Source organism: Planktothrix paucivesiculata PCC 9631 (assembly GCF_900009265.2).
GTDB classification, from domain to species: domain Bacteria; phylum Cyanobacteriota; class Cyanobacteriia; order Cyanobacteriales; family Microcoleaceae; genus Planktothrix; species Planktothrix paucivesiculata.
Genome location: NZ_LR735023.1, coordinates 20,284 through 33,307 on the forward strand (window position 1 = coordinate 20,284; position 13,024 = coordinate 33,307).

Here is a 13,024-nt window from a genome sequence, read left to right on the forward strand (position 1 = left end):
ACATGAATACTTTACAAAACTTTACGTCGTGCTAAATTTTGCGCGTATCTTGTCTTTACCCCATATGGAACAATCCGATATTGATGATTTTATGAATGATCACTGGTCAACTAACAGTAGATTCAATCCTGTTTGATAACTGATATATAGTATTCAATCCCTCATAGTTATTATTAAGCAAATCTTCTGGTAATTAAACCCAAATAGGGTAGCCACCGAGATACCTGCAAAATGGGACACGTTGTAAAGTTTTGTAACGTTAATGTTTAAAATCCACGATTTTACGTTGTTTCAACACTGGATTCCGCGTGTCCTCTTTTGTAAAACATCCCCTAAAAAGGTCATAAATGGGCAAGTTTGAAAGACTGAATAGTGTTAACAGTGGATTTAAGTATCCAAAAACTAGAATGTTTCAGTACCATTTTTGGGCAAGTTTTTAAATCATTAAAAGACATTTTGCAATATTTGTTTACAAAGTGTCCCATTTTGCACGTATCTCGGCGACTACCCAAATACTACATTTTGTCGAGCGGAATGTGGGTTAAAAAGAAATTTTTCTTTTTAACCTACATGGATATCAAGTTGTCATCAGCAGAGGATTAAAGTGCGGACTCAACTCTTGACGGAGTTACTCTACTGAAGCCTGAAATCCCCCATATACTGGGTTTTTTCAGAACAAATCGCACTGACACGGATCTCGGCTCAATGCCTTCTTTTTATTTGGACTGTTGCAAATACTGGAGGATTTGATCGAGTTTCGCTTCGAGTTTGCGGTTATCCTCCTCCAGCTTGGCAATTTTATCCAACATTTGTTGATTTTCGGAGGTTGTCGCCGCCGCTTTTAATTTACGGACATCTCGACCAAAACCCATTAAAGCCGGACGTTCTACATAAGTAACCCGGTGTAGCACCCGCCATGCTTTATTGGGTTTACCCGCTTGAGCTTGACGCAACGCCCGTGCTTCTTCGTCATTGCTGCGTAACCATTCGGGGTCAACAACATAACTAAAGAAGTCTTGAAAGTTTTGCGTGCTACCTTCGAGATAGAAGCTCATAAACCGATAGCGGTCTACTTTTTCCCCTGGTAGAATGGGGTTGTCGTTGTAGTCAGTGATGCCTTTATATTCCAGACCGCTTAGGTCTACACTCAACTCAAAGCCCTTACTCCGAGATTCAGTTTTACTCATGGTTTGAGTCAAGTTTACCGTAGCTTGGGCGGTGAGTTCCACATCAACACCAAAGACTGAAAACTCACTTCCAAGCCCTAACCCGGCATCCATACTAAAAGACCCACCAATGGTATGCTCTACCGTATTGGCAAAACTTTGAGCTTCCGTGCGTAGTCCACCGTCAGCATCCCAAACGTAGGTATTGACGATATTACGCTTACCAGAGCGAATTTGGATACTTTCCATGCGTTTTTGCCAACCAGCAAAACTTTCAGTCGCTTGTACTCGTTTTTCCTGATCATCAATTTTGCTCTGAATTTCTGCCTGTTTCTGTTTAGCCGCCGCACTCGTCGCCTCAGAAGACTGAGCCGCACTATCCCGAACCTGTCTTACTATCTCGTCTTGCTCCTCTTTCCTTTCCTCATCCGTCATCTCAGTGTCAGGTTTATCTTCTTCTCGCTGTAACCCAATAGTAGTAGGTGCATCTCCACTATCAATATTGCGATCTAAGGACATTTCATTCAATAAACGCACATCAAAGTTAGAAAAGTAAGATTCTCGGCGTTTATCCTCAGCTTCAATCTGTTGTTTGAGATCATAAGCCTCTTTGAGACGGTAGTAACTAGCAGGATAGAGCGAACCATACTGAGAGCGCATTTCAGGAACGTGCTTAAAGAAGCGATCGCTAGTAGCACTGCTTCCGGTCATACCATCCAAACTACCATTCATCGTATAGGCAGGATTCATCAAAAAGGTAATGGTATTAACATCGGGAGGAATACCATCCACAGGTTGCACTTGATAACCGACCATTTTACCACTGCGCGCCAAACGAGTGATAAAAACATCAGCCATAGCCGAAACCACTAAAGCATAACCGATATTTTTAGGAATGAAACGAGTCCCTAAATGGGAGAAATGAGGTCTTTGTTCGGAAGTTCCTCGTAGTTCCAGCTTATCCGTCATAGTCAAAGATGAACTAGAGGTAATGCTACTCTCATTTTGGAATTGGTAGCTAAAATCAAAATTCCCTTGGAAACCAACTCTGGTACTGGTTTCGATTGACGAACCGACACCCATTGGCGCAGTTAAAATAGACATTGCACCTCCTCCACCAATAAAGGTGTCCAAAGTTCCTCCCAAACCAGAATCCTGCGCTCGATTCCAATTAAATTCCACATCTTCCGACATGGTTAACTCCACAGAAGTGGCCCCATTATAATCATCTTCGATCGTTAAATTTTCACTAGGAACTGGAGGCGCACCTTCAATATAACCCAAGAGAGTCGGCGCAAACTGGGCGTTACCAATCCATTTGAGTTCTAGGGTTTCAATGTGCTTATCTGGCAACAGGGTGACTCCATTGGTAGCAGGATAAGCAAAGAACCGCCGCATCATGGCAACCTTGGTTTTCGTGGATGGTTCCAGGGTAATGGTGCTGTATTCATTAGAAACAACGGCATCGCCACCAATGGGCAGGGTGTTGTCATCTACAATGATCGCTTCGTTGACAGTGCCGTGATTGTTCCCCGCTAAATCTAGGACTTTTTGGGTAGAACTTTCTGGTTTGATTTCATTGAGAGGATAGTAAGCGATTAAATTGGCTTCTTTGCCAGTGAGACGCTGATACATATCTCCCTGAATTTCGGCTTGAGTGCGAGCTTTATTCCAGATACGAACTTCTGCTATTTGACCATTAAACGGGTCGTTAATACCTCCAGACCAAACTCCTGCACCAATTTGAAAGTGCTCAGAAGAGGTTCCATAATTTGTGGTTTGAGAACCACCGGTTTTGATTTGTACTCCATCCAGATAAAGAAGTACATTTTTGCCGTTACCAACCACTGCCAGATGATGCCAAGATTGAAGCGGATAAGGAGCATCAGCATGACACCAGTTATCGCAGTCCTTTGTCCAGACAACCAGTTTTTGGGAACTGATGCCAAATTCAATCACATCGTTTTGCCCAAATAGAGAGATTGTTGCTGCTTCTGGTAGGGAGAGAGCTTTCACCCAACCTTCCAGAGTGAAGGCGGACAAATTATTCATTAAGCTGTTGGAGGTAGTAATATAATCATTCACCCCATCAAACTTCATGACTGTATGTCCTGGGTTGCCAATAGGAGCAGTACATCCCCACCAACTTGCACCCGATACCTTACCATTATTACCTTGTCCAGACTGATCCCGAACGACATCTCCTGTTGCCTCATTAAAAGGATAATAAGCTAATAAACCGGGTTCATTACCACTCAGTAAAGTTTTGCTATTGACAGCAACCTCCTCATTCGTAAGAGCAACTCCCCAAATACGAACTTCGGCAACTTTTCCAAAAGGTTCCCCACCGTCCTTACAGTTACCAATGAAAGCAACATCGCTATTAGATTTCAGACGAGCTTTCTTAAGGTCTTCAACCTTTTTCTTCGCGGCATCATCTTTGGGGTTTTTATTCAGATTCTCTTCCGCATCTTTTAGGGCTTTTGCTTTCACATCACCTACTTTTTTGCCATCAATATAAAACAGAGTAGTATCTCCCCGACCAACAGCAGCGACATGATGCCATCCCTCGGTTAACAACTCCATATTGAAACCGCTATCGTAAAAGTTCTGCTTCAAGGAATCATTGCTCAGATAAATCCCTAACTGTTTACGATTTTTGACCAGAATGTGAGTATCGATATCTTGGCCTCGGATTAAAGGATTCCATTCTGTCGTTTTTGCTAATGGATAAACGAACCAAGCTTCAATACTCCAGTCATCTGGAAGATACAAAGGTTTATTTAACTGAATGAAACTATTGCTGTTACTAAAGTTTAAACAAGCCCGTTGAGCATCGGGAATCCACTGTTCAAAGGTAGCATTATTACTGTCCGCAGTAGCATCATAGTTCGTTTGTCGCATCCGTCCTTGATTATCAAAGTAACTCAGTTGAACATTCCCTTCGCTAGTTTCGATCGCATTAAGACGAGTCACAGAATTAACAAAACCAAGTATCGCTCCCTGGGTAACTAAACCTTTGCTATCTGTAAGAATTGAGGGCATAATTTGGGCAGTTTGTTGTTCCTTGACTCCAACAAGGAAATTGCCGTTTAATTGGTTGATTTCAGTTTGCAGGGTAGTAAGTTGAGCGGTAACTTCTTGGAGACGTTTTTCCCATTCTTGTTTTTGAGTCCCACTAGCGTTTAATATTTCCTTGAGTTGCCCTAATTCCTTCTTTAAACCATCAAGTTTTTTCCATATTGCTTGCCAATCTTCATAGGCTTTTTGGATATTATTGTTGACTTGATCATATGTTAGTTGGAATTTCCACTTATTCGACTTATTACTACTAGAAGCGCTTGCTACTAACGATACGACATTATTTATACTTGAGGTGTTGACAAAAGAACCTGTGTTCCTGTTTTGGAAGTAGTATCCTTCACTTTCACCTGCTTTACTAAGCTTCCACTGAGCCGCAGGCTCATAGATAATAGTACGTCTCAGTTCTAACTGTCCATTTATTAATTCGACATATGAATTTGTTTGCTTATCTTTGATATGGTAGTATCCTTCCGTTTTTGTAGCAGTGAGGTTCCACTGACTGCAATCATGACCCTTAGTAGAGGTCAGGTCTATAAGTCTTTTTGTATTGGAATTCTTGCTCTCTTTCCAGAACGAGTCCGTTTCTACCTCTTGAAGAAAACACCAGTAATTTAAAGGGTTAACCAGGCTATCATCGTAAATTGACTTGAGCTCTTTTTCTTCAAGTTCAAGATCTTTAACTTGCTGGGTTAAATTATTGAATTCTATTTGTTGTTGTTCGATATTAGCTAATCCAGCAATTTTGGCATCTAACTCTTGCATTTCCTTGAGTAATACCCTTTCCTGTGGCTCTTTTAATTCCAGTTGCTTCAATTGACTGGCTAATGTGGCATGATTATCGACTAAATTTTTCAAAATAACACTATCACTGTATTTAAACTCGGTAATACTGTCAGACATTAAACGGATACGGTGTTTACGAATTTCCAAAGATTGCCAGTCACCTTGAACATTAATAATCTCAAAACAACGTAACATACTAATCCCATCAGGAATAGTTACATTTGCAGAGACGCGATACCAACCCTTGCCCAAGTCTTCAAATTTGTTTTGTTTAATTTGTTCGGGGGCAATAATTTTTTTCTCTTCCGCACTGTGGCTGCTTTTTCCCCAATAGGATAGAGTAAAAATTTTAGTGCATAGATTATTACCATCTGCATTGTCTAAATAGGCTAGATCAACGGGGGTTGCAGAATTAACCTTAAACTCAAAGCTTTCTTCATAAGTGGCTCGTTCACTGACTGCAAATAGCTCAGAATTGCTATATTTAACGGCATCGGTTCCTCCTGCGAGTTTGCGATTTAGTGTGGCAGCACTTACATAGACATCGCCATGCACAATACCATCATTGCAGTTAACAGAAAAGTCAACCACTTTGCCTTCAGCGATCGCACCTAAGCGCCAATAACCCTCTAAACCAACTTCTTTACCTGTCAGTTGCAGGTACATATTATTTTTGATGTCTTCGGCTGTACGGCTTGTTTTCCAGATACGGACATCGCTGATTTTACCCTGAAAATGGCTATTATTAGACCAATTACTGCGGGCGATGTAATTCTTAGTCCGATTAATAGTTTTAGGAAGATTAACATAACCTGTTTGAATAGCTGTACCGTTTTTGTAGAGGGTAGCATTACCTGACTCATCAATTGTTGCCGCCAAGTGTATCCATTTTCCGGTTTCTAAGACTTCTTGAGCTATAATACTCTGGATTTCTGTGTCATGATAGATATGAAAGTTTACGTTATTGGTTGTTCCTTCATTGGCAAAGATAATGTTTTCTTTGCCAGCACCATTGCCAAAGTCAATAATTCTTGACCAATTTTTAAAACCGTCATACCATACCCATGCTTCTACGGTTAAGCCTTGAGAGTAGTTATGATTCATCTCAGGTAAGCCAATATAGTCATCTACTCCATCAAAAACGATGCCCCGTCGTCTGTGAGAGACTAATTTAATATTAATAGCCGATCCCGTTGCCCATTGATGTTCAATCACAAAATGGGTATCATCAATTTTTTTGATGGGATAACTATCGTTATAGTTTTCTGTACCCGTAATTTGCACCTCATCGCCATTTTCTAAGCCATGATAAGGACAGGTTACTCGTAATTTACCATCAGCCATCTTTTCGTAGGCGGTAATCATGCCATCAAAAATTAAGCCACCTTCTTCTTCCTCTTGTTTTTCCCAGTAACCGAGTTCTTGGGTTAATTTTAAGTCAAGATCAAAGGTATTTTCATCAACGTTATTGGCTCGATAAAGCCCTTGATAATCACGGGTACCCATGATTTTCACCAAGTCGCCATTCTTCAATTCTCCGGCTTTATCATCAGTGGCAATTTTGACCAAATTTTCAGCATCTTCTTCATCACTTCCTTCCATTAATCCTGTAATAATTCCTTGAGGAGGAGGTGTTCTGTCTGCTAAGGCTTTAATTTCATCTAAAGTGTTTAAAGGAAGCAGAATTTCTCGTTGTTTGTTCCGAATAATCGTTTTATCGGGAGTTTTGTCAATTTCTGACAGAGTTCCATCTCCAGCAATCGCAAAACTAAAGGCGGCTGTCCCTTTGTTGGTGGGAATTGCTAACATTAGTCGGGTGACTGTTTTTAACAGTTGCATTTCCCCAGATTGGGTTTGTTGTTCCTGTTGTAAATCGTATTTAGTGGCTGATAAACCGTTGGTTACAGCTACACCATTAATGTCTAAAGTTCGTTTAATAATTCCTGGGATTCGGCGAGGAACCAGAGTGTCATTTTCTTCTTCAAAAATGGTATAATCTTGCACATCAAATAGCCCTTCTCCTGAAGCCCGAATTGTGGTTAACTCGACTTTCTGAGTTTGACTATTATAGGCAAAAATATGCCAGCGATAAACATCGTTTTCAATCGTGGGAACTAATACTATAGAAAACCAACCTTTGTGCAGGTTATTAATTAAACATAATTCTGTGGTGGGTTCGTAGAAAAAGTTACCATTGGCATCACGGAAGTCTAAGGAGTCAATATTAACCAGTCCATTAGACCCCTTATTCATATTTTTTGTGGGCGTGTGCTTCTGCTTACTGCGCTTAAACCGGACTTCTAATTTACGGTTTAGCTTATTGGTCATCCCATCTAACACAAAACGGTCTACTAACAGAGTATTAGACTTAGACTGGCGGAAAACATAAATATGTCCCAGAGCAGAAATAGCTTGAACAGGGGCGACGGCCGTTTTATCTTCGGTTTTGTAGAGCGACCTGAGAATAAAATTGCTATTGTCTTTCTGGTGGGTGAGTTTGGCTGTTTCTTGGTCAATTACTGACTTGTCATCAGTTTCATTTGGGAATTCCAGAGATTTCCAACTTTCCCAACCCGTTCTTTGGTCTGGGGGTGTATTGAGGTAGCTATCCTCAAACCCATCTTGTTTAACAGTATAGGAAATTTTTCCGGTGGCATCGGTAGCAAAGACGAGGACTTTTCCTTCGTGGGTAATGCTGTTGATGTGCTGAAGGTTTTGTTGTGTGAGGTACATAGATTGATTGGTGGAGTCGAGAGTCTCAAAAAATATTGAAATCGCACTTTCTTTCCCAAATCTAAACGGATGTGACGGCTCGGTCAAGATTTTATTTGTTAAGTAAAAACAATTTTTGTAAAGTTGATAGTGGGACTTAAACAAAAGTCAAGCCCAAATCAAGCCTAAACTTGCTTTGTAGGAGTAAAGACAAGATACGCGCAAAATTTATCACGATGTAAAGTTTTCTAAAGTAGTCATGTATTTATGTCTTTCAAATATTGCCTAGTTTGAGTTAATTTAGGCAAAGTAATCATTTGTATTTCTTATCAATTCCGCCTAAAAAATGGGTCATTTTTACAAAACTTTACCCGGCTGCACCTGATGACACCAACCTTCTATTTTCGCCAACCTCTTTTTTAACTCTACTGCGGCCAATTCCTGCTCTCGCACCTTACCCACCCGTAAACTATCCACCAAACACAATAACTCATAAAATAAAGAATCCGCCCCCACCACCTCCGGTACAGACCCATACAAAGGCGTAATTTCCTGACCCTTTACCTTTCCTGTTGCTGAAGGCCATACTAATGGATTTAGATCATCAACCATTAATAAACCCTTCAACGGTTCCGCAGAATGGGCCGTGGGTACACCCCGCACCAACGCCCCAGGATAAGCTGGAAAAACGTATTTTAAACCATGTATCAAAAACTCCTCCACAGCCCCCTTTAAAACCTTCCTTTTTTTGCTGTTATATAAATGGCACTGCTGACAACGCCTTAAAGCATCATGTACCACCGAAGAACTGGTATTCAAACTTTTTGCCAAATCATCATAAGTCCACTCCGAACCTAAACAGTGAACCTTTAACAAAATTACCATATCTTGAGGTTTTTGAGCATATTTCATGAGCATCTACTCAGCTATATTCTTTATTCGTGAATTGCGAATAAAAATATTATAACCCAAATTATTCAAACTACAAGAGTTCTGATAATAGGTTTCGATTTAGAGTTGATTAGATTTAGCTTTTAGCTTGATTAATTATTTTCTCCGGCTTGTTTTAGGGCAAATTCAATCACAGTTGTACTTAATCGAATCCCTTGGTTAATCATTTGTTGAATCGATTCTTTCGGGGTTAGGCATTCTCTAAATCAGATAGTAGTTCTTCTTCTGTCAAGTCAATCATGGGGATACCATAATCTTTTAATTTGAGGAGAAATGTAACTCTATCTACCCCAATTAACGCTGCTGCCATTCCAGAAGAAAGGCGTTTGAGTTCAAATAGTTTAACTGCCATTGCCCATTTAGCTTCTTGTTCAAATTGTGCTTTTGTTTGTTGGAGGGCATCGGGGAAAGTTTCGGGGTAGTTGATTGTGAGTTGGTAGGGCATCGGGGAATAATCGGGTTTTGAATTGGTGGTTTGGGATTTGTCTTGAGTTTGCCAATGTGAACTCTATTTTAAAGCTGCAATCAGTAAATCAGCGACAGCGCCACCAGATGCTGGATTCTGCCCAGTAATGAGTCTTTGATCTTCAACAGCAAAAGCAGCCCAAGGTTCATCCGCTTTTTTGTAAATGGCCCCTCGTGCTACTAATTCGGTCTCTGTCAGGAAAGGAACAAATTTATCCAATTCTGCCAGTTTCTCTTCTTCATTGGAAAAACCAGTGACTTCTTTATCTTTGACAAGCAACAATCCATTGGACAATTTGATATTCAGCAAGCCTGCGGCACCATGACAGACTGAAGACACAAAACCACCCTTTTCATAAATTTTTTGACTGATGGATTGTAGGGCCTCATTTTCGGGAAAATCCCAGATTACACCATGACCACCAGTGTAATAGATCGCAACGTAGTCATCTGGATTCACTTCACTTGGTTGGAGTGTTGCCCCAAGACGATTCATAAATTCTTTCTTCTGATACCACTCCCAATCAACGGAATCAGCCATTGCAAGACTGTGTGGGTCAATGGGGGTATATCCACCTTCAGGGCTGACGTAATCAACTTCATAACCAGCCTCTTGGACTTTCTTGACAAAGTGAACAGCCTCTCCCAGCCACAGACCAGTTGCTCGCTCCAGGTTGGGATACTTTTCAACACTGGTTAGAACGACAAGTATTTTCTTACTCATAATGTTTTTTTCTTGTAATTTAGAAAGGCTTTAGGGTTTGAATTTGACGAGCAATTTTCCATTCCCCCGCCTCTTTTTGCATTAACCACACTTCTCGACATTTGGACTGTTTAGAAGGACTGCCATCTTGAGGGTAAATCGTAGAGAGGCTAATCCCAAGAACATAACCAAAATCGCCCATAACTTCAATTTCTTCGGCGGTGAAGATTGGATCTATTTCTTGATTAGAAATGTACTCTGCAAATCCTTCAACAATGTCATATACCCCACGCCGATCAGGAACATTAGGCATCATCCACAGCGCATCTTCTGTGTACATACCTCCATAACCTGCTAAATCACGCGAACGAGTATTTGATGAATAGACTTCTTCAAAAACCTGTCTGATATGCTCTTTATCTGCATAAGACATTGAATTGCTCCTTAGTGAACTATTCCCTCAGCAAGCACTACCTTACTACAAATCCGTAACTAATGCTGCGTGAACTAAGGTTGATTCACAGATTCTACTCAAATTTGATTTTGGATGAGCGGTTGTTGATTGATCCAGTGGTTTCTTGATAGAAAAATTAACAAGTGGCTCAAACCTTTACACCGAAAAGGTTTTACTGGCAACCTTGCGGCTCGTGTCAATTAAGTTGATTGCTACTCTCTTGGACAAATCTCAAAAGCCAAATCGTGACCATAAAAGCAAACATTAAACTCCGCAAAAAAATTCATGTGTCCAAGAATCACTGGTACATCATTTAATTGAGTCCAAGCAAACGCCAATAGCACAGGCGCGAAAGACGCAACTGAACCAGAAACCACCAAGCCCCGCGCTTCATTACTTGCTAAATTTCCACTCATCGGAATCGTCACATTTTGCTCCTCCCAGATACCCCCTAATTGCAGACCAATTTCATAGGGCAAAACATTAACACTCGCCCCTGTATCCAACAGAGCCATCACTTCCACAGAGCGATCGCCTAATGTTAGTATTAAAGGAATATAGGGCATAACTAGCCATCTTCCTAAGCTATCCCTGCGTTCTGTAAAAGTAAAACGTTGACCCTCAAGCATTAGTCGCTCCCCGTGCTGCTTCTAACAAATCCGATAAAGATTGCACTGCTGGCTGATCAACCTGTGGAGACCATACCACCGCCTCAGTCGCTTTTAATTGACTTATAAGCTCTTCCCCTTGCCGTTGCAATAAGGCCTCAATTCTTTGCCAATCTTGGTAATTAATAATCACCGCCACAGGGTTAAAATCCTCATCTGTAACAATTTGCTTTTTTATAGCTGGCATTTTAGTTAGCTCCTAAAGTGTTTAAATTCGATCCAGATTCTGACCTAGAGAGTAATCACCATCAACTCCTATGCCTAACTGACATATCCTAGTTTAACCAAAAATTCATTCAACTCTCCTAAAGTTTGCGATCGCTCCGCCTCCAATTCCTGACTTGAAACCGCATACTTAGGGGTGAAGTGAGCAGTCGAACAGAAACTTACGCTAAGGAATTAATGGAAGGCGTTACTCACGTTTGGGTTTACAATCTGGATGGTGTTGAAATCATCTCAATTAAGATATGGCAGTTACAGGAAAGCTGGAATTAACCCTTAAAATTACGGAATTTCCAACGGATGTTCAGACGGTTGAGAATAACTGGAAGCAATTTATTGTTGACTGTGATGGCAGAATCTTCACAATAACAGTGAAGCCAAAAATGTTCAAAAAACTAGAGGAAGCGCAAGCGAATTATCCGATGTGGGTAGCTGCGATTGCTGGGAAGATGGGAGAAGCTACTCCTGATGGCTTTGTCTTGGCTGACCCCGCAATTCAAGTGTTTGAGAAAAAACCGAAAGACCCCCAGGAAGCTGCACCTCAGTAGAAAGGTTTGAGTAGCAATCGTACAGAAACTTACGGTAAGGCTAAAATCAATTACAGCATAGGTTTTAGAAGTTGACTTTTCTTAACAAATCTGAATCCGTTTTGTACCAATTCAATTAAGGTTTAACGGGTACAGTCAAAGCCAAATCCTTAACGGCACTTTCTGCACAGTTGCTACTCAAACCCGATTATTCAACGTTGAGATGCGTTTGCCCCAGATGATTTAAGCAATGAAGATTGTCTGATCGTTCGTTAAACTACTAAAGTCATAGGTTTGGTTACCAGCGATGAGTTTTTCAAATTCTGAAGTGTGCATAATAGCACTGCCCTTGGTAAAGCTGACTGTTGTTCCTGATATCCCAATTGTGTAAGTTCCTGAAGTTAATTCAAGTGTATCTTTAGAATCCCCTCCATAAAAATTACCATTGCCGAAACCTTTAAGGTAATCTTTTTGGCCTCCTAGGAATATATTGCCCATACCATTGAAACCCCCATTGGCAATAATGGAATCATTACCATTTCCAGTATTAATGGGGCCGTCGTTGTAGATGCCAGGGCTGCCAGTGCCAGTAATTATGTCATTGCCATTTCCAGTATTGATGATGCCGTCGATGTTGTTAAATATGCCGCCGTACCCACTGCCATCAGTGGCAGTGGCAGTGCCAGTGATGATGTCGCTGCCATCGCCGGTATTGATAGTGCCGCCGTTGCTGATGCCAGTATCACCGCCTGTGGCAGTAATTGTGTCTTTACCAGCACCCATATTAATAGTGGCATCAATATTGTAAATGCCGTAAGTAGAAGCCTTGGCAGTAATTGTGTCTTTACCAGCACCCGTATCGATGATAGCCTTGGCATTGTAGTTCTGAATGCCGTACCCCCAGCCATCCATGATGCCAGTGATGATGTCGTCACCATCACCAGTATAAATCGCCCCGTAATAGTTGTTTATACCAACAGTGTTGAAGTCAGAGGTGGTGCTAGTGCCGATGAGTATATCTTTGCCATCAAGGGTATTAGCAGTACCTTGATTAAGGATTTGATCAGCCCCAGATTGGGGAACAATATCAGCCTTATTGGTAAATGTTAGACCTGAAAGTTCTATCGTCATAAAACCTCCGAATTTAAAGAGAGATTTAAAAAAACTTCAATGCTAAAAAAATCCACTTGCTATAAATATATTTTGTCGATAAACTCTTAAATGAGATGCTTAAAATTTATAAAAATTTATAATTATTATTGATTTTTAATACTTCAACTATCCTCCTT

Annotated in this window: 9 protein-coding genes; 1 reads left to right on the top strand and 8 read right to left on the bottom strand. The window is 40.8% G+C overall.

Annotation, left to right across the window (positions count from 1 at the left end; translation table 11 throughout):
• Positions 1-716: 716 nt before the first annotated feature.
• The 7 genes from PL9631_RS19580 to PL9631_RS19610 all read right to left on the bottom strand — a co-directional run bounded on the left by PL9631_RS19580 (position 717) and on the right by PL9631_RS19610 (position 11,173).
• Positions 717-7,766, bottom strand: coding sequence for a LamG-like jellyroll fold domain-containing protein (locus PL9631_RS19580; protein ID WP_083622931.1), 7,050 nt, complete (start codon positions 7,764-7,766; stop codon positions 717-719).
• A 336-nt stretch (positions 7,767-8,102) separates the two neighbouring features.
• Positions 8,103-8,657: a hypothetical protein gene (locus PL9631_RS19585; RefSeq protein WP_083622933.1), complete on the bottom strand. Its 555-nt coding sequence runs from the start codon at positions 8,655-8,657 to the stop codon at positions 8,103-8,105.
• 229 nt (positions 8,658-8,886) lie between these two features.
• Complete coding sequence (locus PL9631_RS19590) at positions 8,887-9,141, bottom strand: UPF0175 family protein (RefSeq protein ID WP_026794451.1); 255 nt, start codon at positions 9,139-9,141, stop codon at positions 8,887-8,889.
• A gap of 63 nt (positions 9,142-9,204) precedes the next feature.
• The gene (locus PL9631_RS19595; protein WP_083622935.1) at positions 9,205-9,885 is read right to left on the bottom strand and encodes a type 1 glutamine amidotransferase domain-containing protein; all 681 of its coding nucleotides are present in this window, start codon (positions 9,883-9,885) and stop codon (positions 9,205-9,207) included.
• 19 nt (positions 9,886-9,904) lie between these two features.
• Entirely contained in the window at positions 9,905-10,297 is a 393-nt protein-coding gene (locus tag PL9631_RS19600) for a YybH family protein (protein WP_083622937.1), read from the bottom strand.
• Positions 10,298-10,530: 233 nt separating this feature from the next.
• Positions 10,531-10,947 (bottom strand): pepsin/retropepsin-like aspartic protease family protein, encoded by a 417-nt coding sequence (locus PL9631_RS19605; protein ID WP_083622939.1) that lies wholly within the window; start codon positions 10,945-10,947, stop codon positions 10,531-10,533.
• The gene (locus PL9631_RS19610) at positions 10,940-11,173 is read right to left on the bottom strand and encodes a hypothetical protein (RefSeq protein ID WP_083622941.1); all 234 of its coding nucleotides are present in this window, start codon (positions 11,171-11,173) and stop codon (positions 10,940-10,942) included. The genes PL9631_RS19605 and PL9631_RS19610 overlap by 8 nt, the downstream gene beginning before the upstream one ends.
• Positions 11,174-11,453: 280 nt before the next feature.
• Here PL9631_RS19610 and PL9631_RS19615 point away from each other — a divergent pair, with 280 nt between their 5' ends.
• Positions 11,454-11,756: a fertility inhibition FinO-like protein gene (locus tag PL9631_RS19615; RefSeq protein ID WP_083622944.1), complete on the top strand. Its 303-nt coding sequence runs from the start codon at positions 11,454-11,456 to the stop codon at positions 11,754-11,756.
• A gap of 222 nt (positions 11,757-11,978) precedes the next feature.
• Here the strand turns inward: PL9631_RS19615 and PL9631_RS19620 are convergent, their stop codons facing one another.
• Entirely contained in the window at positions 11,979-12,866 is an 888-nt protein-coding gene (locus PL9631_RS19620) for a hypothetical protein (RefSeq protein ID WP_083622946.1), read from the bottom strand.
• Positions 12,867-13,024: the final 158 nt, after the last annotated feature.